Source organism: Pyxidicoccus sp. M6, from assembly GCF_055568925.1.
This window is the reverse complement of the sequence record NZ_CM145714.1, coordinates 3,226,566-3,251,237: the sequence shown is the minus strand read 5'-3', so window position 1 is coordinate 3,251,237 and position 24,672 is coordinate 3,226,566. Positions and strand designations below refer to the sequence as shown.

Sequence of the window (24,672 nt, the reverse complement as noted above, 5' to 3'; positions counted from 1 at the left end):
ATGCACGACGGCGATGCCCTCAGCGAGGTCTGCCACAGGCTGGGACCGGCCATCTACCGCCGGTGTCTGAAGATCCTGCGCAATCCGGACGAGGCCGCGGACGCCTGTCAGAAGGTCTTCATGCAGCTGGTCCGACATCGCTCCCGGCTGCCCCCGGAGCCCGAGCAGCTTCGCTGGGTCTACGTGGTCGCCACGCGGGTGTGCTTCGCCCAGCTGCGAGACGATGCCTGGGAGACGGCGAGCGGGGCGGAGCTGAACCACGACGTACCGGCGTCCACGGACAGCTTCGCGGAAGTGGCCGACCGGCAGATGGCCCTCAAGGCGCTCTCCTACGCCACGGAGAGTGAGCGCATGGTCGCGTGGCTCGTGCTCGTCGACGGCCATTCCCAGGAGGAGGCCGCCGAGCTGCTGGGCCTTTCGCGCAAGACGATTGGCAAGCGCATCCAGCTCTTCCTTGCGAATGTGCGCCGGGAGATTTTCGAATGACAACAGCCCCCCGCACGGCGCAGTGCCCGAGCGACCTCGCGCTCGAGGAGCATCTGCTCAAACCGAACCCCGCCATCGCCAGGCACATGGCCGTGTGCGCCCACTGCCAGATATGGGAGCGGACCGCCGCCCAGGCCGCACGCGCGTTTGCGCACGAAAGCCCTCGGTGGCTGGCGAACACCCGGCCCTCGCCAGTGAGGCGGTGGGCGCCGCTGCTGCCGGTGGCGGCGGCCCTCGCCGCGGCGGCCCTGTTCTTCCTCCGCCCGACGCCGCCGGTGGCCCCGCCCTATGCGACCAAGGGCGAGGCGCTCACCGTCTACGTTGGAGGCCAGGGCGAGCCGCGGGCGGCGGCGCAGGGAGAGCGGGTGCGGCCGGGAGAGGAGCTGCGCTTCCACGTGGCCCCCGGCCCGGCGGCGTTCGTCTGGATTGCCTCCGTCGACTCGACGGGCGCGGTCTCCCGCCTCATGCCCGCGGAAGGAGACGCGCCGCTCGCGGTCGGCGGGGCGCAGCTGCTCCCGGGAGGCGCGGTGCTCGATTCGGCCGAAGGACCCGAGCGCATCTGGGCGGTGATTTCGGACCAGCCGCTGAGCTGGGCCGTCGTGGAGCAGGCCCTGCGGGGGAGTCCGGTGCGAGCCCCCGCGGAGCTTCACATTCCCGGCGCTCGAACCTCCACGGTGCTCCTGGAACGGGGCGCGCCGTGAGCCGGCTGGCGCTGCTCGCCACCCTCCTCTGCGCTGCTTCCGCCATGGCCCAACTGCCCGAGCGGCGCTTTGCCCTCGCCATCGGCAGCAACGTGGGCGCGCCGGGCCACTCGCGCCTCCGCTTCGCCGAGGCGGATGCTTCCCGCTTCGCGGACACGCTGAGGGAGCTCGGAGGCTTTCAGGGCGAGGACGTCCGGGTGCTCCATCAGCCCACCCGCGCACAGCTTCTCTCCGAAGTGCGCGCGCTCGAGCAGCGCATCGCCTCGGCCGCCCGGGGCTCCTCGCGGCGAACGCTGCTGCTCTTCTACTGGTCCGGACATGCCACGGAGCAGGGGCTCGAGCTCGGGGCCGAGAGCCTCGCCTTCGCGGAGCTGCGGAAGCTGCTCGGGGCCTCGCGCGCGAACGTGCGGCTGGCCTTCGTGGATGCGTGCAGGTCCGGAGGACTCGTCACCACGAAGGGAGCGAAACCCCTGCCCCGCGGGTTCGAGCTCAACGTCACGAGCGACGAATCCCCCGATGGCACCGCCATCGTCGCGTCCTCCGGCCCGGGGGAGAACGCGCTCGAGAGCGCGGAGCTTCGCGGCAGCTTCTTCACGCACCACCTGACGGCCGGGCTGCGCGGCGCGGCGGATGCCGATGGGGACGCTCGCATCACGCTTCAGGAGGCCTACCGCTATGCCTATGCAAAGACGGTCTCGCACACGGCCGAGGTGTCCGGAGTCGCCCAGCGGCCGACGTACGCGCTGGAGCTGAAGGGCAAGGGCGACCTCGTGCTCACCGAGCTGCGCCGCGCGGACGCGCGGCTCGTCTTCGCCCCCGGGGCGGAGCCTGACAGGCGCTGGCTCGTCGTGCGCGACGAGGGGCTCGGCGAGGTGCTGGAGATTCGCGAGGACCCGGTGAAGCCCCGGCGGCTCGCGCTGCCCGCCGGGCGCTACCGCCTGATTCGCACGACGGCGGACGACGTGCGGACCGGTGCCTTCGCGCTGACCCATGGGGAGGAGCGGACGGCCACGACGGTGACGATGACGCAGCGGCCTTTCGCCGAGAGCGGGGACAAGGGCGGCGAAGTCCCGGGACCTGGCTTCGGCCGCGAGGTGGAGCTCCTCGCCGCGGTCGGCCTCAACACGCCTTCACTTCGGGGCATGGGGCTCGCGCCCGCGCTGCTGCTGGGCGGCGACGTGGCGGTGGGCGCATCCCAGACGCTGCGGCTCCGCGGGAGATACCAGGACGGCCGGGGCCAGGATGCCGGGATGCCCTACGGGCTCCGGAGCGTCGGAGGTGACGTCGCCTGGCTCTGGCGGCTTCCCGTCCGGGGGCTCATGGCAGGGGGCCGGCTGGGCGCGGATGCAGTCCGGCAGTCGGTGGCGAGCACCGCCGCGGGGACGGCGTTTCGCGGGCGCGCCGGGGCGGTGCTCTCCCATGCGCTTCCCCTCACGGGCCGGGTCTCCTGGTTCTCCGAGGCCGAGGTGCAGGCCGCCACGTTCAGATTGAATGACCGGGCGGTGCTTCGGCCCGGGCTCGAAGCCCTCACCGGGTTGAGCTTCCGGCTCTGATGCGTGCGCCCCTCGCCGTCGCGGCTCTTGCCCTGCTCGTGGGGGCGTGCGGAGAGAGTCTCTTCGATGCACGCGGGCGGCCCGACGTGCGCGTCATCGGGCGCGAAGGGGGCACCGTCACCTCCCGCGATGGCCGCGTCCGGGTAACGCTTCCGCCGGGCGCATTGGAAGGCGAGGAGACGGTGTCCCTCCGGGAGCTGGGCGTGCAGGGCTGGTCGGTCGGAATGACCTATGCCCTGGAGCCCTCGGGACGGACGCTCGCCCTCCCCGCCCAGGTGGAGATGCGGGCCGAATCGGCGCCGGGCCACCGTGGCCCCGCTTCACTCGTCCGGGTGACGCGGGACGGCCTCCCCGCCCCGATGGGCGGCGCCTGGAGCGAAGGGACGCGAAGCTTCGGCCAGCTCTCCACGCTCGAGGGTCTCGGGCTCGCACAGTCCTCGTGCACCGAGCCCATCGAATGCGCGGATGGCTTCCGGTGCGAGGACGGCGCGTGCAAGGCCTGTCCCGCCAACACCTCCTGCCGGGCCAACCCGGCCCTCCCCGGTCCGCACAACACCGGAGCTCCCGCGGGCGCTTCCCTCGTCCGGCACGAGGGGGACGTCGTGCTGGACACGCCGGGCGCCGTGCTCGAGGACCGGGACATCCGCGGCCGGCTCATCATCCGCGCCAACGACGTCACCGTTCGCCGGTGCGTGGTCCACGCGCCGGTGCCCCGCGAGATTGACGGCATCATCAGCGTGGCGGGAGCGACGGGCGTGCTGCTGGAGGACATCGAGGTCTTCGCCGAGGAGTCCTCGACGCTCCAGTGGGGAGTCATGGGCGGAGGGTTCACCGCGCGCCGGCTCGACGTACACGGGGTGGTGGTCGGAATGAGCCTGAAGTCCGGCGCGCGGGTGGAGAGCTCCTGGATTCACGCGCTGGACCCGGTGGGCGCCCAGTACGGCATCAGCGTCTTCGAGGGGCGCGACATCGGCATCTACGACAGCAACGTGCACGGTCCGGGTGAAGAGGCCGGCGCGGCAATCTTTGTCAGCCAGCAGGTCGGGCCGGTGCGCGACGTGCGAATCGAGCGCAACCGGCTCGACCGCGGCAGCTGCATCGTCAACCTCGGACATGCGGGCGGAGCGAGCCTTCCGGGCATGGTGGTGCGCAACAACGTCTTCGGCGACCAGACGGTCTTCGACTGTGCCGTGCTCGTGAGCACCCAGACGCAGCTGTCGGCCGAGGGCAACGTCTGGGAGGCCACGGGCGTGGAGGTCTCCATCGAGCGGCACGATTGAGACCTCCGGGTTGCCCTGGGGCCCTCGCTAGTTCGAAGGAGGAAGGGGCGTTCCATCCTCCCAGGTGTTGTTGGACCAGACGTTCCCCGGCTCCGAGGTGTCGAAGCTGGTGATGGCTCCGTAGTAGCCACAGCGTCCGCTCGAGCCGCGCGCGAAGACGTTGCCGATGAAGCGGATGTTGTTCGTCGCGTCCGAGTACGGCTTGCCCTGCGACGACCCGCCATAGGCGCAGAAGCCTCCCGTCGTGCCCGGGAAGAAGTTGTTCTCCACCAGGTTGTTCTCCACCGGGGCGAAGTCGCCATAGCCGGTGAGCCCCGCCGAGCAGCCCGCGTCGGGCGGCACATCCGGCGCGTCGCAGATGATGGTGTTGTGCCGGAGGATGACGTTCCTGCCCATCCGGATGCCGGACTCGTGCGCGGTGCCCGTCTCGTCCGTCATCTGGCCGTGGACGTAGGAATCGCGAATCTCACAGTCGTGCCAGCAGTGCATGGAGCGATTGCCGCCCTGCACGTGCACGCGGACGGCGGTGAAGTTCACCGCTCCCACCCCCGTGACGAGGCGGTCCCCCGCGTCGACGTGGGAGTCGGTGAGCGTGAAGGAGTAGCCGGTGGAGTTCTCCTCGGTGGCGACGCTCCCATTGATTTTCGAGTTGCGAATGACGACGCCCGCCGCGCGGATGAGGAGGTCGCAGTTCACCGTCTTGGAATCGATGACGGTATTGGCCACGGTGACGGTGCACGGGCCGGTGTAGGGCGTCAGCTGCGTTCCCGCCGGCACGCCCGTATTGCTCGCATTCGGAAAGCCACCGGCCGGCGGCGGGTTGGACCCGGTCGTCGCCGTGACGGTATTCGAGGCGGCGCTGACGTTGCCGGCGGCATCCCGCGCCTTCACGAAGTAGCTGTAGCTCGTGGCCGCCGAGAGGCCGGTGTCCGTATGGGTGAGGCCCGCCGTGGAGGCCACCTGCACGCCATCGCGGAAGACGTCGTAGGCCGTGACGCCGACGTTGTCCGTCGAGGCGCTCCAGCTCAGTTGGAGGGTGCTCGTGGACGCCGCGGACGCGACGAGTCCCGAGGGCGCACCCGGCGCCTGGGTGTCCCCCGCGGGGGCCTCCGGAAGGAAGACCACGTCCACCGCGTAGTCGGTGTTCTGGTAGCCCTGCGTCGGGAAGCCGCCGCCGTAGCGGTAGACGCCATTCACCCCGTCCGCACCCGAGGCGAGCCCGCGAATGGGGCCCGCCACCTTCTCCGAGTTGAAGCCGCCCACCGTGGCTGCGTACCGTCCGGCCGAGGCGTAGTACGACACGACATAGGTCGTCCCGGCGCTGACGGTGACGGGTGAAGCCAGCCGCACCGTCTGCCACCCCGACGTCGTCTCGATGGTGGAGGTCGCCTCCGCGAGCTTCGCACCCGCCCGGCTCCACAGGCTCACGCGGTGCGGGCCGGCATTCTGGGCTCCGCCCTTGAAGAAGCGCACGCCGCGGACCGTGCCCGGGACGGACACGCGGAACTTCATCCCGAGCTCCACCGCGCCGGTATCGCTGTCCATCGCAATCGCGGGACGGGCCGTGTCGGGGAAGAGCGTGACCTCGCCTGCCTCGAGGGACTGGTGCTCAACTGGGAGCGCCTCCTGGCCCGCGACATCGTCCACGGTTCCCGTGGAACAGGCGGACAGAAGAAGGAAGAAGACCGCGCCGAGACTCCGAAACTTCATGGGAATTCCCTCCGGAAAGGTTTCGCTTCGGGCGGCTAATGCGCGAGCCGCGATTTGTGGGAACCCCCAAGCGAGGCGCCTGGAGCGAAGACGCCGTCCGGGCGGTATCATCCCGCCCTTTCCAGGGGGCTCATGTACCGTCCGCCGCTTCGCATCCTCGTGCTGTTCCACCCCGAGTCTGGAACTGGCAGGGCGCTCGCGATGGAGATCTACCGGCGCTTCATGGCCTCGGGGGGCTCTCCCGGGCTGCGCATTCCCGTCGCGTTCTCACCTGTGAGGAAGGGGAACCTCCCTCCGGCATCCATCCAGGAGGACCTGGCCGAGCACACCCTCGTGGTCGCCCTCGTCGACGACCGGATGGCCTGGCGGGCGCTACCCGAGGACCGGACGGCGGCGGACCAGTGGGCGGACCTGGTCGCCTCGCTGGTGGCACTGAACACGCCGGCCTCCCCCCATGGGCTGTTGCCGGTGGCGGTGGATGGAGGGGGCCTCGGCCTCCCCCAGGGCCGTCCGGAGCTCGAGGACCTCGCGACCCGCTCGTTCGTGCGCCTGGACCGCTACGACGACGAGCCCGGGCGGAAGCCCGACGAGCTGTGCTTCCACGTGGCGGTCGCCGCGCTCCAGCTCCTCGCCAGCGGACAGCTTCCCGCGGCACCCGAGCAGAAGGCTCCCATCCAGCTGTTCATCAGCCATGCGAAGGCGGACCTCCCGGACGAGAGCCTTCCCAGTCAGGGGCCTGTCCATGAGCTGCTCCAGGACCTCGCCCGGGGCCGAGTCGATGCCTGGTATGACGCCAAGCGGATTGCACCTGGAATGCGCTTCGACGAGGCGCTCCGTAAAGCCGTCAAGAAGTGCGACGTGGTCGTGTGCGTGCTCACGGACACCTGGTCTGACCGGGAGTGGTGCCGGCGCGAGGCGCTCATCGCCAAGCGCGAGCGGGTGCCGCTGCTGGTTGTCGACGCCATCGAGTCGGAGGTGCCGAGGCTCTTCCCCTACCTGGGCAATGCCCGCACGCTCCGCTGGTCGGAGGGCCGGGCCAAGGTCGTGGTGCTGGGCGCGATGCTGGAGGCCCTGCGACACCGCTACACCGAGGCCGTCCTGAGCCGGCGGAAGAGCGAAGGCGATGTCATCATCGGAGTGCAGCCGGAGACACTGACCCTGCTCCAACTGGAACCCGGCACGCGGCGCGTCGTCTACCCGGATCCTCCGCTGCCGGTGGAGGAGCTGGAGGAGCTCCAGCCGGTGCTGAGGCCTGGAGGAGTCTCGCTCACGACACCGCTCAGCGAAGTGGCGCGGTGGAACCACCCGCCGCACCTCGAGATGATCGGGCTCTCCCTGTCGGGCGCGACCGACATTGGCGCCTGGGGCGCCAGCAGTGAGCACCTCGCGACGCTCGCGGACGACCTCACCACGATGCTGCTCGTCGCCGGGCTCCGTCTGGCCTACGGCGGGAACGTCGGCCATCGAGGAACGGCGCGGAATGACACCATCAACTACGCCACCCGGCTCTTTGGACTGGTGCGTAGCTACTCGCCGCTGGCGAAACCGCTGGCGGCGTCCCGCGTCCACCCAATCACCAACTTCGTGGCCTGGCCGGTGTACCTGGGCTACGGACCGGAGCAGATGAAGCTCTATGGCCAGGTGGCCGTCCTCGAGAAGGGCCCGCCTCCTCCCGGGCTTCCGACCGGGGAACTGGCGCCCGACGCGCGTGGATACTTCCCCCGCGACAATGATGCCCGGGCGTGGGCCTGCGCGAAGGGAGTGACGGAGATGCGCGAGATGATGGCCCGGGAGATCTCCGCGCGCGTCGCGCTGGCGGGAAGGATTGAGGGGTATGGTGGGCTGCTGCCGGGCGTCTTGGAGGAAATCCTCATCGCCCGCTGCGGAGAGAAGCCCATGCCGCTCTACCTCATCGGCGCGTTTGGAGGCGCGACACGCTACGCCATTGACCTGCTGGAGGGGCGCTCGCGGCCCGAGGCGGATACGGCCTGGGTGAAGGCGAACGTCACTGGCTACGAGCAGCTCGCCGAGGAGTACCGGCGGCGCCACGAGCACGTCACGACGCCAGAAGAAGCGGCGGCACAGCTCCGGGCGCTGGGACGGAAGGGGCCGGGGGAGGCGCTCGACAACGGCCTCGACGATGAGCAGAACCGCGAGCTGTTCGAGACGACCGATTCCTACCGCATCGTCGAGTTGATCCTCACGGGGCTGAGGAAACGCTTCGGTGACAGGACGGCCCCGTGAGTGAACCTTCTCCCAAGGCAACGCCTCGCATCTTCTTGTCGTACGCGGCGGAGCAGTCGAGTCTCGCCGAGCAGATCTACCAGCGCCTGAAGAACCTGGGCCACCAGGTGTTCTTCGACCGCACCTCCCTGCATCCTCGAGAAACCCCGAGCGGCGCGTGCTTCCCGTGATGGCTGTGAAGACTAATCAATGATGTTTCGATTGAGTCCTCGCCAGCCCTTGCTGTCATTCCCTTGTTGTTCAGCATGGCTTGTGGGGTGCTCACACGAAGCCGCCAAAGCGAGCTACCTCGATGAGAGGGGGCAGCTTCTCGAGACGATCAACAAGGTATGCGTCGGCACGGCCAGAAGGGGCACATTGTCCGAGGGGGCCGGACCGAATTCCCCTTTGTTTCGTCAGGTCCAGGCCAGGACGAACGCGACGACCGCTGCGTCCATGAGCGCGCGCACGCGCGGCACGTCCTCGAGGTCGCGGTGCACCACGAGCCAGGCTTCGCGCGCTATGCTGTGTCCGACGTATCGCTCGGGAGGGGGGCATTACATGCAGCAGTCGCGAGAGTGGCTGTGTGGCGTACAACGCTCATGGTTCGAGCCGCCGGACATCCTCTGGCAGCGGTTCCGCGGCGTGGTGACGCTCGAGGAGATGAAGTGGGCGGTGGAGGTCTACCGCGAGGTGGCCGCCTCCACGCCGTTCTTCGGAGCCATCGACGTGAAGGACTCCGAAATCACCGCCGAGGCGCGCAGGTACATGGTCGAGAACACGCGCACCCGGTGGACCCGGGGCGTCGTCTACATCGGCGCGGGCTCCATCCAGCGGGTCAACACGAAGGGGATGATGGCGAAGCCGCTCTTCGAGGCCCGGCCCGCCTTCGAAATCATCTACGTGGAAACCGCCGAGCAGGCGCGTGCATGGATTGCGGCGCAGCGCGCGAAGCAGCCGCGGAATGCCGGCTGAAGCGGCTCGCCGCCTCGAGACGACGTGCTGGAACGTCCCCGCCAGGAGCCCTGACCGGCACATCCGTCAGCGCCTCCCTCCTGAGTGACAGCACCCGCGGCGTGACGCGGAGCGGCCACGCCTTTCGGGCACCCCTCTCATGGAAGTGCTCAGGGGGAGGAACCAGGATGGCTGGCGACGCCAGAATCACCAACACGAGTCTGAAGTTTGCGGGCGTCAGCTACTTCCGCGCGAATGCACCGGCGTGCTGATGGGCGCGTTCGGCGACAAGAAGACGCCGCTGACGAAGCAGAACTCCATCGAGGTGCTCGGCCGCATCCCCGCGGCCCGGCTGAAGATGCACCGGGCCACCAAGGCAAGGATGGACTTCACCGGCACCAGCTCGGCCGATGTCGCAGTGGACGTGTCGGTGCCAATCTCGGGCATGGACACGCCTACGCGGCGACCGGCAACAGCAGCCAACCGTTCAGTTGCTCGACTGACCATCCGCGACGCTCCACGAGGTGACTGGCCAATAGCCAGTACTTCGTGCGGCTGGCCTCGAATGGACCGAAATTGGCCACATAAAGGGCGAGCATCTTCACGTCTTGATGCAGTTCGTTCTGCTCGCCTACCGAGGGGTCGAAGTACGTCAGATAGTCGTTGGAGCAATGATGGATGAAGCTGCGTGCGGGAAGCCGCTCGCACAGGCTCGAGTACTCCCGTGTCTGCAAGATCCAGGCGTGCCAGATGTCATCGATGTCCCTGCTCACCGGAATGGCGCCCGTGCACTCGTGCGAGATGAACAGGAACTTCAGGGTTTCTTCGATGCGCACTTGCAACTCATCAGCCCGCAGGTTGGCGAACTTGCACCGAAAGTAGTGCAACATCGGCGGGTCGAGGAACGTCGCGCCCAATTGTTCGTTGGTCATCATGCCCACGTACCCATGCCACAGTGGCGCCGCGGGACAGGCGCTCAGGGCCGCGCCTTCGATTCGACACCTCGTTCGATAACGGTCTTGTTCGGACAGCAGGTGCCACCGTCCGGCTTGCAGCAGCCGTCCCGGGCCATCCGCGCGAGCACGCCGCGATCCACGAGATGATTCAACGCATCCTCATTCACCACCATCACTCGCTTCTTCAATTCATTCAGGAGCGTTTCCACTCGGTCTTGCGGCACTGCTTCGAAATGCTGGGAGGCAGCCTTCTGCTTGTCCTCGGACATGATATTGCTCCTGGGATTGCGCTCGCTTGCAGGAGGTTCGAGTGAGCAGTGACTCTTGCGACGCGGTGCAAGGATAATGAGGTTCAGCCGGTGCCGCTCGAGGCTATTTTGTACTGTTCCCGGCGACACACATGGCCCGTCCCGCAGTCGCGGTAGGTGCGGCCCTTCGTCCGTCGACTCGCCAGCCTCCGCACAGCTCCGAGAGGGCGCAGCCAAAACACTCGGCCCCTGCGCTGGCTGGGGTGAGCTTGCCCGGGTTTCGTGACGCTCCCAGATGCACGTAACCGCAGCTCTCGCATGCCTGTCTCTCTTGTCACGAGCTTCTCCGTGCCCATCGTCTCGGCTGGAACAGAGAAGGAGTGCGCCTGCAATGATTACCTCGATCAACGTGTCGCCCTACGAGTTCGTGACCCGTGACTTCGAAATCCAGCTTGAGACAGAGGAAGAGCTCGACCCCGAGTCTGCTCAAAGCTCCCTCCAGCTCCAGGGGCAGCACGCATTGGTGAGCCTGGCGGATGGCGGGAGGAAAGCGGTGCTGAAGACCTCCGAGCCGCTGCGCCCCGGGCCACAAACCCTGGTGGTGGACACCCTCACCGACCGCGAGGGGCATCTCATCTCGGAGTCCCTCACCATTCCCTTCTTCGTCATGGACTCCAGGGCAAGCATTCCCGAGAACCTTCGGGTGCAGGCCTATACCCAGCTGGTCGAAGGAGAGGTCGGCCTGACGGCCCGCTCCTCTTTCTCGTCCGCCGAGGGCCCGTACGTGGAGGTCATGAAGGCCGAGGACCGCGCCACGGGAGCCCCCGTGGAGCTGGCCTTCGACCAGAACGGACGAGCCACCGACCTGAAGGCCCTTCGCAAGAAGGTGGCCGCGAGCCAGGAGCGGCGCTTCGGCAAGCTCCACCCCCAGCTCCACCGGCGGCTCGACACGGCGAAAGCCGGTGAGCCCATCGAGGTCGCCATCTGGCTTCGCGAGGAGCCGGAGAGGCTGGCGGAGAAGTCACCCGTGGCCGAGACCGCGGCGCCGCCGCCCGAGCAGCTGCGCAAGCGGCACGCGCAGGTGGTCACGCGACAGCAGGCCCTCCTCAAGCGCCTGAACGGGAACGCCCGGTTCTCCCGTTCGCTCGAGGTTGCCCCCTACTCGCCGGTGATGTTCGTCGCGCTCACGCCCGAGGAGATCCGCCGCGTCGAGCAGGACCCCGACGTGGCCGCGGTCTTCCTCCACGACCGGAGCGTGGTGCTGGACCTCACCAACTCCATCAACATCGCCGAGGCGGATACCGTGCATACCCAGGGACAGAGGGGCGCCGGTGTGAGGGTGGCGGTCTTCGAGGATGGTCCGGACGACACCACGAACCTCAGCATCGCCGGCCAGTACATCAACGCGCCCGGCAGCAGCTCGCACGCCCGGCTCACCCACGGAATCATCAAGAACATCCAGAGCAGTGGGCCGCATGGATACGCGCCGGATTGCCAGCTCTACTCGGCCAACAGCACCTCACTGGCGGCGCTGGACTGGGCGGCCAGCCAGGGCTGCACGGTCATCAGCCAGAGCTTCCACCGCACCAGCGAGGCCCAATCGGACGTGCTCTCATTCGACGACATCTACAAGGACTGGCTGGCGCTGCGCTGGCCCTACCCGACCATCGTCCATGCCGCGGGCAACTTCTTCGCCGGAGACCCCGACGGCATCAGTCCGCCGGACGCCGAGTACGTCAACCACAAGGGGTACAACACGCTGGGGGTGGGGAACCACAACGACGCGGCAAGCGCCATGTCCGGCTCGTCGGTGTTCCGCAACCCCACTTCGCCGCACGGTGACCGGGAGCTGCCGGAGCTGGCCGCCAACGGGATGGCGGTGACGGCGGTGGGCCTGACCAGCTCAGGCACCAGCTTCTCCGCCCCCGCGGTGGCTGGCTGCGCGGCCCTCATCCAGGGCATCGACTCCGTCTTGAAGAGCTGGCCCGAGGGATGCCGCGCCATCCTCCTGGCGGGCGCGAGGCGCAACGTCACGGGTAACGCCTGGTGGCAGGACGTCGCGGGCCATACGGACACGTCCGATGGCTCCGGCGCGGTCAACGCCGCGCTGAGCGCGGAGATTGCCCAGAGCCGCGTGGCGGCCAACAACGCCCCTGCCCGCTGCGGATGGGACTTGGGGACCCTGTCCTCCAGCAGGTTCGACGCCAATGGCATGTCCACCTTCTTGTACCAGGTGCAGGTGCCGCCCACGGGCGGGCGACACGTCAAGGTGGCCCTGACCTGGGACAGCACCGTCAGTGGCTCCCCGCCCGTGAGCTCGACGCTCGAGCACGACTTCGACCTGTTCGTCAATGACTCCGCTGGCAACATGGCGAGCTACAGCGGCTCGTTCGACAACAGCTACGAGATTGCCGAGTTCGACGGGCTCCCGGGCCAGACCTACACCATCAAGGTCCGTCGCTGGAGCGGCACCACCGACGTCTGGTTCGGCCTGGCCTGGGCTGTCTTCTGATGGACCCGAGGCGCGGGGGCCCACTCCCCTGCGCCTCCTGGCGGTCGCCGTCTCACGGAAGAAGCGCCGTGCCGGGTCAGCCGTGGCGGAGGACGCGGCGGACGAGGCCTCGCCAACCCCCGGCGCCTCGCAGGTAGGCGCGGTGGGCGCTCACGGTGACGGTGATGGCGGTGCCGCGGCCCGGGTCGCACCGGATGTCGAACTGGCCGCCCATGTTCTCCGCGCGCTCGCGCATGCCGCGCAGCCCCCAGTGGCCCTCGCGCCCTCCCCTGCCCAGGGTGTCGGCGTCGATGCCCCGGCCATCGTCGCGGATGTGGAGCCGCAGCGACGTGTTCTCGAAAACGAGGCTCACCTCCACCTCCCGGGCGTGGGCGTGGGCGTAGGCGTTGCAAAGGGCCTCGCGGCCGATGCGATACAGCTCGTCGGCGACCAGCGGGTTCAGTTCCAGCACCTCGCCCTGCATCGAGAAGCGGAAGGCCGGTCCGCCATTCTCGCTCAGCTCCACTCCCAGCGTCTGGAGCGCGAGGTCGAGCCTGAGCTCGCTGGTGGCGCGCAGCGCGGCGACGCGGTCCCGTCCTTCCGCGAGCGTGTCGTCCGCGCGGTCCAGCGTCCGCTCGAGGTCGTCGCGAATCGCTCCCTCGGGCATTCGCGACGTGGCCAGGTGGACATGGAGCATCAGGGCGTGGATGTCCTGGAGCAGCGTGTCGTGCAGCTCGCGGGCGATGCGCTCGCGCTCGCCGTGGCGCTCCTCCAGGCGCATGCGCAGCCGCCGGGTGACCTGCCACATCCGCAGGGCGTAGAGGCACCACAGGGTGAGCAGCGCGACGACTCCGCAGAGGATGACGAACCCGCGCGACTGCTGGAAGGTCGGAGCAATCTCGAACGAGAGGGTGTCTCCCTCCATGTTCCAGACGCCGTCCTCGTTGGCGGCGATGACCTGGAACCGGTACGTCCCGGGGCCCAGGTTCGTGTAGATGGCCTCGCGGCGAGAGCCGGGGTCCTGCCACGTGTCATCGAGCCCCTGCAGCCGGTAGCGGAAGGAGACACGCTCCGGCATCCCCAGGGTCAGCGCGCTGTAGGTGATGCGCAGGTCCCGGGTGCGAGGGGGAAGCTGGACGGACGTGGTGGGGGCATGGACGCGCTCTCCCGCGATGAGGGAGCGGATTTCCACGGGCGGAGGCCGTGGATTGCGGTGGATGTTCTTCGGGTCGATGACGCCCAGCCCGTTGGTGGAGGCGAACCAGAGCCTGCCGTCCCTGCTCTCCACGAGCGAGGGCATGGGGCGGACCTGCTGCGCGCCTCCGGGCATGCCGTCGTTCATGTCGAAGAGCTCGAACGGCATCTGGTAGCCCGGCTCCGCGAGCGCGCGCTGGAGGGCGTCGGCGGTGATGTGCACACCGCCCGCGTGCCCATGGAGCCAGAGCGAGCCATCCTTCGTGCGCAGCAGGCCGGTGATGCCCGTCAGCACGTCCGGACGGGTGGTGGTGAGGGAACGGAAGCGTCCGCCGTCGAACGCGGCCAGTCCGAGCGCGCCGCCCACGAGCGTCGTCCCGCCGCCGGGGAGGATGGCGGTCACCGTTCCGGTCCGGAGTCCCTCCGCCTCCGAGTAGATGCGGACGCTGTCTCCTTCCAGGATGGCGACCTGGTTGGACGTGTATCCGAACCAGAGCCGTCCCTGCTCATCGTTCACCGCTCGGGACGGCGGCAGGTCCGGAAGCGCCGCGAGGTGGCCCTTGCGCACCCAGGTGTCCCCATCCAGGCGATAGACGGTGGAGGCGCGAAAGGACATCCACAGCCTGCCAGCGCTGTCTCGCACGATGGCCTGCACGCGCTGGTTGGTTTCTTCCGGGGGGCGGGCGAGCGGCTCGAAATGCCCGTCGACGAAGCGCCAGAAGCCCGCGCTCCCCGCAAGGAGGATGGCGCCGTCGCGGTCGAGGAAGGTCGCGGTGACGTCCTCCTCGAGTCCGGGGATGAGGGTGGGCTGGGAGTCCAGCCGCCACCAGCGGTCGAGTGAAGGGGCCCGGGTCGCGGTTCCGCTCCACAGCGCGCCCGTCGCGTCGGGCGTCATCGCGAAGTAGATGACGTTCAGGGGGAACCGCACCGTCATCACGTCATTGCGCCGGAAGCGGTCGAGCCCCAACTGCGTGCCGACCCAGATGTTGCCTTCCCGGTCCTCGAGCATCGTCATCGCGGAGTCCGTGGTGAGGCCATCCTTCGCGGTGAAGCGGTCGGTGACCTCCTGGCGCGGGGACGCGGGGGACTCGGGAGGGGGCAGGGACTCGCGGCAGATGCCTCCCGGCGTACAGGAGACATGCCAGACGCTGCCCCGCGGGTCGAAGGCCTGCGTCGTCGAGCTCCAGCCCCGGTCCGAGTCGGCCCGGGGAGTACGGGGAGGCTCGGGCAGGTGTTCGCTGACGAGCGGGCGCGGGGTCGTACTCGAGAGGACCCAGAGTCTTCCATCCGCGCCGAGTCGCAGCTCTGCTTCGGAAGGGATGTCGAGCTCGACACGCTCGAAGTGGTCCGCTCCCTTCTTCAGGAGGAACGACCCGGCTTCGCCCACGAGCCACAGCCCGCCCTCCGCGTCCCGGGTGAGACTGTCCCTGGCGGACGTGGGAATGCCCCACCGGGGCGCCGCGGGCTGCCAGCGTCCCTGCTCGAAGAAGTAGAGCCCCTGGGGCGTCTCGGCCCAGATGCGGCCGGTGCCGTCCTCCTCGAAGTTCTCCACGGGGACGCCCAGGGGCAGGCCACCGGGGAGCATGTGCTCGACCTGCCCGGAGGTCCTGAGAACGCTCGTTCCGCCGAATGAGTAGGAGGCCCAGAGGTCTCCCGACCGGGAGGCGAAGATGGTGCTGATGGAGCGCGACGCGGTGCTCTCCGGCGGCAGCAGGTCGTGATGTTCGAAGGAGATGCCGTCGAAGCGGTACAGCCCGGCCGCGGTGCCCAGCCAGAGCCAGCCGTCCAGTGACTGGGCGATGGCCCAGATTCCCGCGGGGGCTCCGTCCTTCTGCGTCCAGGCGGTGTGGTGGAAGTCGTGAAGGGTCGTCGCCTCGGGTGCGGCGGAGGCCAGGCGGGAGATGCCCAGCACGAGCGCGCAGGTCAACAGGGCGGTGGCGCGCGTCCACGGCGCTGCACGGTGCAATCGAACTTCCATGTCCGCTCAGGATAGCCCGGCTCGCTTCGGGGCAAGGCGTTTCGCAACCGCCACGAGACCACTGGAGCCGCGACACGCACGGCTCGACGCCAGGAGGCCTCAGCCCTGCGGCGCTTGACGCCTTGTCTGACCTACAGGCAATCATGCGGTGAGTCCGGAATAGCCCGGCCCATCCCCGGAGAGAGTCATGTCGCTCGACCCAGCTACCACCGCCGTGCTGCTGATTGAGTACCAGAACGAGTTCGCCACCGAGGGTGGGGTGCTGCACCCGGCGGTGAAGGGCGTGATGGCGGAGACGAAGATGCTGGAGAACACCGTCGCGCTGGTGAAGGCCGCGCGGGAGAAGGGCGTGACGGTGATGCACGCGCCCATCACCTTCGCGGAGGGCTACGGCGAGCTGACCCGGCACCCCTACGGCATCCTGAAGGGCGTGGTGGACGGGAAGGCGTTCGTGAAGGGGAGCTGGGGCGCGCAGATCATCGACGCGCTCGCGCCCCAGAAGGGCGACATCGTGGTGGAGGGCAAGCGCGGCCTCGACACCTTCGCCAGCACCAACCTGGACTTCATCCTGCGCAGCAAGGGCATCAAGACCGTGGTGATTGGCGGCTTCCTCACCAACTGCTGCGTCGAGTCCACGATGCGCAGCGCGTACGAGAACGGCTACGACGTCATCACCCTCACCGATTGCGCCGCCGCCACCTCCTCCGAGGAGCACAAGAACGCGCTCAAGTACGACTTCCCGATGTTCTCGCGCCCCATGCCGTCCTCGGAAGTGATTGGCATGCTCAAGAAGTAGCGCGACCTCCGCCTGGCCGCGATGCGCGTGCATCGTGGCGAAGCGGCGCCGTCCGTCCTGGCAGTCTCCGACTCTCCACTGCAATCCGAGCATTCATGCGTCCCTGCTCCGTCCGTGTCTTCCCTGTCGTTCCCCCTGCCCGTCCGCTCCGAGGAGGTGGCCCCGTGAGTCGCGCCGTGGGGTGGATGTTGCTGGCGGTGGCGTTGATGTTGTCACTCCCGGCCGAGGCCGCGCAGGGGCAGAAGGTCCGGGTAGCGGTGCTGCGCCCCGAGGGCCGCCCGGCGGAGGCGCTGCGCAAGGTGCTGATGCAGGAGCTGGGCAAGAAGGGACGCGGGCGCGAGGTGCTGCCCTCCCGGACGGTGGATGCTCAGGTGAAGCGCATCCGGGGAGGGCCGAAGACGGATGACCAGAGGCAGGCGCTGGCCGAGAAGCTCAAAGCGGACGCGCTGGTCACCGCCTCGGTGAAGGGAACGAAGCGCTGGGACGTGGAGGTCCGCGTCTACTCCGGCGAGGACGGCACCCTCCTGGCGGAGGAGCGATGGAGCGTCCGCCCCAACCGCGCCTTTCCCGAGGTGCGGCGTGAGCTGGAGAGCAGGCTGGGCACGGCCCTGAAAGAGGCCGGGGAGCCGCGCACTCCGCCTCAGCCCGCCGCCGTCACCCCTCCGGCCCCCCTGCCCAAGCCGGAGCCGGAGCCCACTCCTCCAACCCCTGTCGCGGAGGCCCCGCGTCCGGCGGTCGTGAAGCCGCCGGCTCCCCCCGTGAACACCGTGAAGGAGGAGCCGATGAAGCCCGAGGCGAAGGCGGCCAACTCGCGTCCCTCGAACGAGCCGCGCCTGGAGGTGCTGCTGTCCGGGCAGGGCCTCTTCCGCCGCTTCCAATACTCGGGGGCCAGCTCCGGCGGGCTGCCCGACTACCGCCTCAACCATGCCGCGGCGGCGAGCCTCTCGGTGGGCTACTACCCCCTCTCCCACTTCACGGATGGGGCGATGCGCAACCTGGGGCTGTTGGTGCGGGGCTCACGCGCCTTCGGGCTGTCCTCGCTGGACCCGGAGGGAAGGAAGTACGCCACCACCGCGCAGCTGCTGGAGGGAGGCCTGCGCTTCCGCCTGCCGCTGCGGTGGCTGGAGGTGACACCGGGGGTGCTGTACGGCACTCACACCTTCGCGGTGGATTTCACGCCGGAGGCCGGCATGGAAGACCTGCCGGACGTGGACTACCGCTTCGCGCACGTGGAGCTGGGTCTGTACAAGGCGCTCACGGAGCGATGGGCGGTGTCGGCGCGGGTGGGCTACCAGCATGTGCTGAGCGGCGGCGAGTTGTCCTCGGACCGCTTCTTCCCGGCGCTGGGCGGCTCCGGACTGGATGCCGAGCTTGCGGTGGAGTTCGCCCTGACGCGCATGGTGGGCCTGCGGGTGGGCGGCGAGATGCGGCGCTACTCCATCACCACCAACGCCAAGGAGGGAGCCCCGGTCTTCGTCGGCGGCGCCACGGACCAGTACTTCAGCGGTCTGCTCGGCCTGTACCTGCGGCTCTAGGCTGTTCGGTCCTGGCCGTCACATCGGTCTGGAAGAAGCGCGTGAGATGACCGCGAGCGTTCGGCACGTCCGGGGACCAGGACGAAGGAGGGCCCGGAGCGCCCCAGCCTGATTTCAGCGCAGGAACTGACCAGAAGCCGCAGGGACGTACCGTGTTTTCGCCCCTGGACTCGGGCCTGAATGAACCCGGTCCGGCAAAGCCGGCCGATGAGTTCTTCCCTCTCCCGATGTCACTTCCTCCCAGGAGCCTCCAGACCATGAGCACGGCCCATGCTTCCTCCCATCGCGGGCTCGACGCCCTGCTGACGCCCCAGAACAGCGTGCTGGTGCTGATCGACCACCAGCCCTACCAGTTCGCCAACCTGCACAGCCACGAACCGACGATGGTGCTGAACAACGTGATTGGCCTTGCCAAGTCCGCAAAGGCTTTCAAGGTCCCGACCATCCTCACCACCGTCATCGAGGAGCGCGGCGGCTTCCTGGTCAAGGGCCTGCAGGACGTGTTCCCCGAGCAGAAGCCCATCAACCGCACCTTCATCAACACGTGGGAAGACAGCCGCGTGGTGGACGAGGTGAAGAAGACAGAGCGAAAGAAGCTGGTCATCGCCGCGCTGTGGACCGAAATCTGCCTGGCCATGCCCGCCATCCAGGCCGCGGGCGAGGGTTATGACGTCTACGCCGTCACCGACGCCTCGGGCGGCGTCAGCCGCGAGGCGCATGACATGGCGGTGCGGCGCATGCAGATGGCGGGCGTGACGCCCATCACCTGGATGGCGGTGATTGCCGAATGGCAGCGCGACTGGGCCCGCGAGGCCAGTGCCACCGCACTGGCCGGCGTGGTCGGAGCGCACGGCGGCGGCAGCGCCGTGGCCTACGCCTGGGAGCTGCAGTTGCTGGCGGGCCGGGCCGGCCAGGGAGTCTGAACGAGCGGTCCTCCCCCGTTCGGGGGAGGACGCTCCCCAACGCTGCTGACATCGTTCTCCCGAGAGATGGAATCGGGGTCCCCGCCAGAATCGGGAGAACGATGCCGTGGAGACACGCACTGAACGGCTGAGCCCGCTGCCGGAGAACGTGATTGGCCTTTCCGTCGTCCGGCGGGAATGGAACGGAATCTGCGTGGACGTGAACGAGAGCCGGTGTTCGGGCCCGGCCGAGTATCACCTGTGCCTGGAAAGCCACACGCGACTGAGCGCGCTGCTGGAGGAGGTGGGGTCGCCCTGCGAGCCCCGCCTGCGCAGAGGCCGGCCCTGCGAAATCGGTTACGTCCCCCGGCAGCTGAACATCGTGCCCGCCGGCATGCCGCTGTGGGGCTTCGGCGCCCATTCGCGTCTGGTGCGCGATGTCGTGCTCATCTTCGACCTGTCGAAGCTGGGCGAGCGCCTGGGCCAATCCCTGGGCCGCGCCGACCTGGGGACGCCGCGGTTGCGCTTCGCCGATGACCGCCTCTGGACGCTGATGCGTCTGCTCGCGGAATCGGTGGATGACGACGACCCCACCACCCAGCTCTACGGCGACGGACTGACCGCCGCCATTTTCGCCGTGTTGGGCTCGCGCCGTGGGGAAAGTCCATCGACGGGCAAGGGCCTGGCGCCCTGGCAACTGCGGCGGGTGCGCGACTTCATGGAGTCGCGCCTGCCCGAGCGAATCAGGTTGTCGGAGTTGGCCGCACTGGTGGACCTGTCGCAGGCGCACTTCAGCCGCGCCTTCAAGGCATCCACCGGCCTGGCGCCGTATCAATGGCAGATGCGGGCCCGCCTCGAGCGCGCGCAGGAGCTGCTGCTGGCGACGCCGGCTTCGTTGGAGCGGGTCGCCGAAGCGACGGGCTTCGCCGATGCGGTGCACTTCGGCAAGGCCTTCCGGCGGGTCCATGGCACCACGCCCGTGATGTGGCGACGGGGGCGGAAGCTCTAGCAGGCCATGCAGGTGCGGAGACGCACCAGGAAGCCCGCTGCCGCGCACCTGATGGGCGCGCGGCAGGGGCCGGCATGGTCATCCCTCACATGCCCGTTCCACGAGACAGCGGCTCAGCTCTCGGCGGAGACGGTGGATTCCGCTGCCTGCTGCTCGTCACTGCAGACGAGGGCGGGCTCCTCGGACCGGCTCGCCGAGGGCGTCACGTCGAGGAGGGTGTAGCCGCCGCACCAGCCATACTCCCCACAGGTGGTGTCAGCGCCGCGTTCGTCACGGCAGGGCTCATCGCAGCTGGCCTCGTAGCCACAGACAAAGATGCACCGCGGCGGGCCGGCCAAGGCGGCGGTGGGGGCGAGGGTGAGGAAGGCGGTGGCTGCCAGCAGGGACCTCAGAAGCGTGCTCATGACTCCTCCATCCGGGTGAGGACTGCGGCGCCACGGTGGCGGGGTTCTTCCCGCAAGTAAAGCCGGACCATCTCTTCCGCTGACCCCAGCAGATGGCGTCGTCGCCGCCCCGGCTGGGATCGCAACGCCAATCCACTCGCCTACGCTTCGATTTCCTCGTTGCTTTCGATGTGGCCACCCTCCACCGGAATGGCGAGCACCTTCTCGATGACCACGTCCGGGGCGGCCTCCAAGGCGAGACGGATGAAGGTGTCGATGGCCTGCTTGCTGCTGGAGAACGTGCCAACGAGCGTCGTGTTCGGCAGCTTCCGCAGCTTGCCGAGCTTCGTCCGCACCCAGGCGGAGAAGCCGTTCTCGCAACAGTGCTTCTTGATACGGGTGTGGTGCTCACTGATGTCATACGAAACCGCGTAGACGATGCGCTGCATGGTTCCCCCAGCCAGTGAGTTCAGGCGAATTGAGCCCCAAACAGCAGGTGCTCACAAGCCCGGCCTCTCTTCCCTTCCGTCAGAACCCTTGGGCCTGACGTTGTGGGGGGCGGCTCCGCTCGCAGTGGCTCAGTAGTACTCCTTCATGACCTCCGTGGCCCAGGCAGGCTGCACGACCTCTCCGCGTGGGCCGAACTCGACCATGTAGGGCTTGAGGTCGAGGATGGGCGTAGCATCAATGGCATCGAGCCCCGCGACAGTAAGCTTCAGCCCGTCTACCTTCAGCAACCGGCAGCGCGAGACTCCGAGCCGGTTCGGACGCCCCTTGGCGCGCTGCGCGAAGATCCCCACCAAGGGCCAGTCCTGACGATTGCGCGGATGACGCGCACCCATCTCGATCTTGCTGTCTGGGACGAGATGCATCAGGAACACCACGTCCTCTCCACCCTCCAGCGCTCACCGCGTGTCAGAAGCTCGTTCGTGGAGGCGGGATTGCCGGCCCTTTCCCGTCCCGTGCGGTATGCCGATTCACGCGTCCCATGTCCGCGCCGCTCCCGTCAAAAGATAGCGAACAGGTGCCCAGCGCGGACGAATACATGTCAGGCCATTGCTGGCTCACCGCCGCATGACCGGCCCACTGCAAGAACCCACGCGGAGCGGGCCCGAGCCACGATGAATTTCTTCCGCCTGTATCACCGGGGGTGACCCAATCGTTGCGATTCCTCTATTGTCCTCTTGGTACGTGAGACCCGTTTTCGGCGAAGATGGCGAAAAGCACTCAAGAGAGGACGCACATGAACAAGCTGTCAGTCATGGTGGTGGGCCTGCTGCTCGGCGGTTGCGGAGCGACACAAGCCGACCTGGGGGGTGACGACGTTGCCCTTCAGATGGAGCAGGACTTCGGCGGCCCGAGCGGCCTCATGGACTTCTTCGAGAGCCACTCGGACGAGGAGATTTCGGCGGTGCTGGCGCAGTACGGCGTGGGGTACGTCGTCCACGGGAGCGTCAACGAGGCGGTCATCAGCGACTGCCCGAAGTACTTCCCGTCGACCGACCGGAGCAAGTGGCACAGCTTCGACGGCGAGTACTACTACATCGACAGCGCGGGCCGTCCGAACCGGGCCTACAAGGACCTGCCCAAGATTGTCGCCGCACCGCGCGTCGACGCCTGTCAGACGAGCGTCGGGCAGTGGGGCGACGCGGAGAACTCCAGTAACGACTATGACGGAGGGCACCTCATCGGCTCGCAGCTCGGGGGCTGGGGAGGCCGGGCGAACCTGGTGCCCCAGGATGCCAACTTCAACCGTGGCAACTGGGTGCAGCTCGAGAACAAGATGGCCCTGTGCGGGGGCCTGCCGAGCGGCCGGCTGCGCTACACCATCGGTGCAAGCTACCCGAACTCCACCGCGCTCATCCCCAACACCCTGACGATGGAAATCAAGAACCAGTCCACGGGAAGCTCCGTGTCCATGTCCTTCTCGAACGTCGACTACGGCGGCTCGAACGGCACGAGCGAGCGGACCCGCGGCGTGAACTGGCTGACCAGCCAGGGCTGCAACTGAGGAGCCGGAGCTTTCAGCTACAGGCCGAGCCAGATCACCGCATCGAAGGGCGGGGTCGAAAGGCTGCCGAGTGGAGAGCTCAGCTTTTCGAACCCGAGCATCCAGGTCCCCGGTGGCAGAGGGACACCGTGGCGATGGAGGGGCGAGATTGAGCTTGCCCGGGTTTCGTGCCTCAGCGGCCCCGTTGAGGTGCGATCCGGCGCTGATCCGCTCCGGATGGTGACGGCAGACACCGATGTGACGCGTCTCGTCTCCAAGCAATATGGCGGGGGGTGGGGGAACAATTTCAGGGCCATCGAGAAGGGACCGCTGGTGCTCACCTCCGTCGCCCTTGCAGCCCACCAACTTGAAGGTTCAACGCTCAATGGCTCAGCGCGTGCGCAGGATGGGCCGGGCTGCTCCGCCGGACGTTCGCCTTGGACGTCTTCGCCAGTGCTGGGTGTGGGCTCCGGCGCTGCCCCCGCTACACCCCCCGTCTACGCTTCCATCTCCTCGTTGCTTTCGATGTGGCCACCCTCCACCGGGATGGCGAACACCTTTTCGATGACCACGTCCGGGGCGACCTCCAGGGCGAGGCGGATGAAGGTGTCGATGGCCTGCTTGCTGCTGGAGAACGTGCCGACGAGCGTCGTGTTCGGTTCGCGGACAGCGGATAGAGCCAGGGGCGCACGGTGGTGCTCCAGGGAGATTCGTGGGAGCCCATCCGCACAGGGGGGCTTCCGCGCTCCTCGACTCGGGCTTCTTGGAGAAACTGCCACCGCGCTGTGAAACAGAAACGGCTCTCAACTCGGCGTATCGCATACTCAAAGAAAAAGTGACGTCTGGGGCAAATGCGACCGGGTTGCATGAAACCCTCTCCTTGGAGTGGTAGAAACAATGACGCTCAGTGAATGGGTGCTATGTGTCGCGAGCGTCGGCGCCTTCCGCACCGGATGCACGCGCCGGCCCATTTCCTGGAGAGCAGATGAAACGTCTCATGCAGTTGAGCGTCGCCCTGGCACTGCCCCTCTACGCCAGCGCGGCCTTTGCTCAGCAAACACCCGTTGTGGTGGATTTCTATGGCGAGTCGACTTTCCGTGGCTGGGGGAGCGGAATCGAGCGTGACGACAATCCCATTCCCGCAGCGAAGTCCAACCCTGATAGCCCATACACCTCTGCAGTCCAACAGGACATCGCCGTCGGTGGAGACTACGCCAACACCCCCCGGAGGGCGCTGGATCGCTACTTCGGCAATCCCGGCGACCCGAACATCGCCAAACGCAACAACTTCGCGATGTCGTCAACGCCGCTGAGCGCGACCTTGCATGGCACATGGTTTCAAGCGGGTGTGGCCACCCTGTCTGGCGGAACGGAGGGGTTGGTCGCGGTCATCAACTCGGGGCTCAACGACGCGGTGAGCAACACCGGCTACCTCACCTTCCGCAGTGAAATGAAGCAGGTCGCGGATCGCCTCCTGCGCACAGGCAAAAAGGTCCTCATCGTGCGCCCGAACAGCATCTCCACGGCCAGTTCGGCGGCACTCAATTCATTCTACAATGACATCAGAGATGATTACTCCACTGACCCGCTGTATAACAGCGCCAATCTGAAATACATCGAAACGGGCGCCGTCGCGGGGACGGATGGTATCCACCCGAACAATGCCGGCTATGAGATGATGGCCGAATCCATTGCCCTGGCGCTCCCGTCGCTCCTCACGGATGCCACGTATGAGCGCATGGTCGCCCAGTACTACGTCCTGTTCTTCAAGCGGGCAGTCGACTCCGGCGCCGGCAACAGCTTGCTGACGCAATTGAAGTACTCGAGTGAAGCGACTGTATGCCAGGCGCTCTACTCCACGTCGCCCGAGTACCAGGGCTTGACCCATGCGCAGATCGTCACGAAGTTCTACGACAACCTGCTCAATGTGAGTCCAGATGCGTGGGCACTCAGCTACTGGACCAGCTACATGAGCTCATACGGAGTCGGCCAGACGGCGGTCGCCATCCTGAATGCGGTCCGAAGCTACAATTACAACACGAACGACCAGAAGAAGCTGCTCGTCCACAGGACGAATGCGGGCGTGGCCTACGGCTTCCGGCTCAAGCGGACCACCGTGGACACCTCGGGCCTGATGAGCACGATTACGACCGCCCCTGCCAGCGTCTATGCGGCCATGCAGAGTCGGTAACCGGCCCCCACGCGGGCCTCCCTGAGTCCGAGTCCGTCTGCTCGGAACCTGAAGAGGCTCGACACGCCGCCGTTGATGTTCTTGCCGAGGAC

The 24,672-nt window shown here is 67.7% G+C and carries 23 protein-coding genes; 14 read left to right on the top strand and 9 right to left on the bottom strand.

The genetic code is table 11. The features are described from left to right. Genes ACVTJA_RS13680 through ACVTJA_RS13665 form a run of 4 tightly spaced genes read left to right on the top strand, consistent with a single transcriptional unit; the run spans position 1 to position 4,020 of the window. Positions 1-486 (top strand): RNA polymerase sigma factor, encoded by a 486-nt coding sequence (locus ACVTJA_RS13680; RefSeq protein ID WP_465836799.1) that lies wholly within the window; start codon positions 1-3, stop codon positions 484-486. Beyond that, on the top strand, positions 483-1,187 hold the full coding sequence (locus ACVTJA_RS13675) for a hypothetical protein (protein ID WP_465836798.1): 705 nt from the start codon (positions 483-485) through the stop codon (positions 1,185-1,187). Before ACVTJA_RS13680 ends, ACVTJA_RS13675 begins: the two co-directional genes overlap by 4 nt. After that, positions 1,184-2,740 (top strand): caspase family protein, encoded by a 1,557-nt coding sequence (locus ACVTJA_RS13670; protein ID WP_465836797.1) that lies wholly within the window; start codon positions 1,184-1,186, stop codon positions 2,738-2,740. Before ACVTJA_RS13675 ends, ACVTJA_RS13670 begins: the two co-directional genes overlap by 4 nt. Then, entirely contained in the window at positions 2,740-4,020 is a 1,281-nt protein-coding gene (locus ACVTJA_RS13665) for a right-handed parallel beta-helix repeat-containing protein (protein ID WP_465836796.1), read from the top strand. The genes ACVTJA_RS13670 and ACVTJA_RS13665 overlap by 1 nt, the downstream gene beginning before the upstream one ends. A 27-nt stretch (positions 4,021-4,047) precedes the next feature. On the opposite strand, the gene ACVTJA_RS13660 is transcribed toward ACVTJA_RS13665, so the two are convergent. Then, positions 4,048-5,730 (bottom strand): DUF4082 domain-containing protein, encoded by a 1,683-nt coding sequence (locus tag ACVTJA_RS13660; protein WP_465836795.1) that lies wholly within the window; start codon positions 5,728-5,730, stop codon positions 4,048-4,050. A 132-nt stretch (positions 5,731-5,862) separates the two neighbouring features. On the opposite strand from ACVTJA_RS13660, the gene ACVTJA_RS13655 reads away from it, so the two are divergent. From ACVTJA_RS13655 to ACVTJA_RS13645, 3 genes are all read left to right on the top strand, one after another. Continuing rightward, complete coding sequence (locus ACVTJA_RS13655) at positions 5,863-7,974, top strand: TIR domain-containing protein (protein WP_465836794.1); 2,112 nt, start codon at positions 5,863-5,865, stop codon at positions 7,972-7,974. Next, positions 7,971-8,144: a toll/interleukin-1 receptor domain-containing protein gene (locus ACVTJA_RS13650; RefSeq protein WP_465836793.1), complete on the top strand. Its 174-nt coding sequence runs from the start codon at positions 7,971-7,973 to the stop codon at positions 8,142-8,144. The genes ACVTJA_RS13655 and ACVTJA_RS13650 overlap by 4 nt, the downstream gene beginning before the upstream one ends. Positions 8,145-8,514: 370 nt before the next feature. Further along, a complete protein-coding gene (locus tag ACVTJA_RS13645; RefSeq protein WP_465836792.1) occupies positions 8,515-8,928 on the top strand; it encodes a hypothetical protein in 414 nt (137 codons plus the stop codon). Positions 8,929-9,144: 216 nt separating this feature from the next. On the opposite strand, the gene ACVTJA_RS13640 is transcribed toward ACVTJA_RS13645, so the two are convergent. The 3 genes from ACVTJA_RS13640 to ACVTJA_RS13630 are packed head-to-tail and all read right to left on the bottom strand — an operon-like array spanning position 9,145 to position 10,132. Further along, a complete protein-coding gene (locus ACVTJA_RS13640; protein ID WP_465836791.1) occupies positions 9,145-9,354 on the bottom strand; it encodes a hypothetical protein in 210 nt (69 codons plus the stop codon). A gap of 8 nt (positions 9,355-9,362) precedes the next feature. Further along, positions 9,363-9,842, bottom strand: coding sequence for a glycine-rich domain-containing protein (locus ACVTJA_RS13635; protein WP_465836790.1), 480 nt, complete (start codon positions 9,840-9,842; stop codon positions 9,363-9,365). A gap of 41 nt (positions 9,843-9,883) precedes the next feature. Further along, positions 9,884-10,132 carry a hypothetical protein gene (locus tag ACVTJA_RS13630; protein WP_465836789.1) on the bottom strand — a complete coding sequence of 83 codons (249 nt, stop codon included), beginning with the start codon at positions 10,130-10,132 and terminating at the stop codon, positions 9,884-9,886. A gap of 370 nt (positions 10,133-10,502) precedes the next feature. Between ACVTJA_RS13630 and ACVTJA_RS13625 the strand changes: the two genes are divergently transcribed. After that, positions 10,503-12,623 carry a S8 family peptidase gene (locus tag ACVTJA_RS13625; protein ID WP_465836788.1) on the top strand — a complete coding sequence of 707 codons (2,121 nt, stop codon included), beginning with the start codon at positions 10,503-10,505 and terminating at the stop codon, positions 12,621-12,623. Positions 12,624-12,699: 76 nt separating this feature from the next. Here the strand turns inward: ACVTJA_RS13625 and ACVTJA_RS13620 are convergent, their stop codons facing one another. Next, the gene (locus tag ACVTJA_RS13620) at positions 12,700-15,762 is read right to left on the bottom strand and encodes a sensor histidine kinase (protein WP_465836787.1); all 3,063 of its coding nucleotides are present in this window, start codon (positions 15,760-15,762) and stop codon (positions 12,700-12,702) included. 199 nt (positions 15,763-15,961) lie between these two features. On the opposite strand from ACVTJA_RS13620, the gene ACVTJA_RS13615 reads away from it, so the two are divergent. The 4 genes from ACVTJA_RS13615 (at position 15,962) to ACVTJA_RS13600 (ending at position 20,016) form a co-directional block, all read left to right on the top strand. Then, positions 15,962-16,570: a cysteine hydrolase family protein gene (locus ACVTJA_RS13615; RefSeq protein WP_465836786.1), complete on the top strand. Its 609-nt coding sequence runs from the start codon at positions 15,962-15,964 to the stop codon at positions 16,568-16,570. Between the two features lie 164 nt (positions 16,571-16,734). Then, entirely contained in the window at positions 16,735-18,105 is a 1,371-nt protein-coding gene (locus ACVTJA_RS13610) for a hypothetical protein (protein ID WP_465836785.1), read from the top strand. 257 nt (positions 18,106-18,362) lie between these two features. After that, positions 18,363-19,028, top strand: coding sequence for a hydrolase (locus tag ACVTJA_RS13605; RefSeq protein ID WP_465836784.1), 666 nt, complete (start codon positions 18,363-18,365; stop codon positions 19,026-19,028). A 193-nt stretch (positions 19,029-19,221) separates the two neighbouring features. After that, positions 19,222-20,016, top strand: a complete 795-nt coding sequence (locus ACVTJA_RS13600; protein WP_465836783.1) for a helix-turn-helix domain-containing protein — start codon at positions 19,222-19,224, stop codon at positions 20,014-20,016. Between the two features lie 113 nt (positions 20,017-20,129). Here the strand turns inward: ACVTJA_RS13600 and ACVTJA_RS13595 are convergent, their stop codons facing one another. The 3 genes from ACVTJA_RS13595 to ACVTJA_RS13585 all read right to left on the bottom strand — a co-directional run bounded on the left by ACVTJA_RS13595 (position 20,130) and on the right by ACVTJA_RS13585 (position 21,283). Then, on the bottom strand, positions 20,130-20,420 hold the full coding sequence (locus ACVTJA_RS13595) for a hypothetical protein (protein WP_465836782.1): 291 nt from the start codon (positions 20,418-20,420) through the stop codon (positions 20,130-20,132). Between the two features lie 140 nt (positions 20,421-20,560). Further along, on the bottom strand, positions 20,561-20,848 hold the full coding sequence (locus tag ACVTJA_RS13590) for a hypothetical protein (protein ID WP_465836781.1): 288 nt from the start codon (positions 20,846-20,848) through the stop codon (positions 20,561-20,563). A gap of 129 nt (positions 20,849-20,977) precedes the next feature. Further along, complete coding sequence (locus tag ACVTJA_RS13585; RefSeq protein WP_465836780.1) at positions 20,978-21,283, bottom strand: TrmO family methyltransferase domain-containing protein; 306 nt, start codon at positions 21,281-21,283, stop codon at positions 20,978-20,980. 359 nt (positions 21,284-21,642) lie between these two features. Here ACVTJA_RS13585 and ACVTJA_RS13580 point away from each other — a divergent pair, with 359 nt between their 5' ends. Then, complete coding sequence (locus ACVTJA_RS13580) at positions 21,643-22,410, top strand: DNA/RNA non-specific endonuclease (RefSeq protein ID WP_465836779.1); 768 nt, start codon at positions 21,643-21,645, stop codon at positions 22,408-22,410. A gap of 476 nt (positions 22,411-22,886) precedes the next feature. On the opposite strand, the gene ACVTJA_RS13575 is transcribed toward ACVTJA_RS13580, so the two are convergent. Further along, a complete protein-coding gene (locus ACVTJA_RS13575) occupies positions 22,887-23,168 on the bottom strand; it encodes a hypothetical protein (protein ID WP_465836778.1) in 282 nt (93 codons plus the stop codon). 206 nt (positions 23,169-23,374) lie between these two features. On the opposite strand from ACVTJA_RS13575, the gene ACVTJA_RS13570 reads away from it, so the two are divergent. Further along, entirely contained in the window at positions 23,375-24,580 is a 1,206-nt protein-coding gene (locus ACVTJA_RS13570) for an SGNH/GDSL hydrolase family protein (RefSeq protein ID WP_465836777.1), read from the top strand. Positions 24,581-24,672 lie beyond the last annotated feature (92 nt).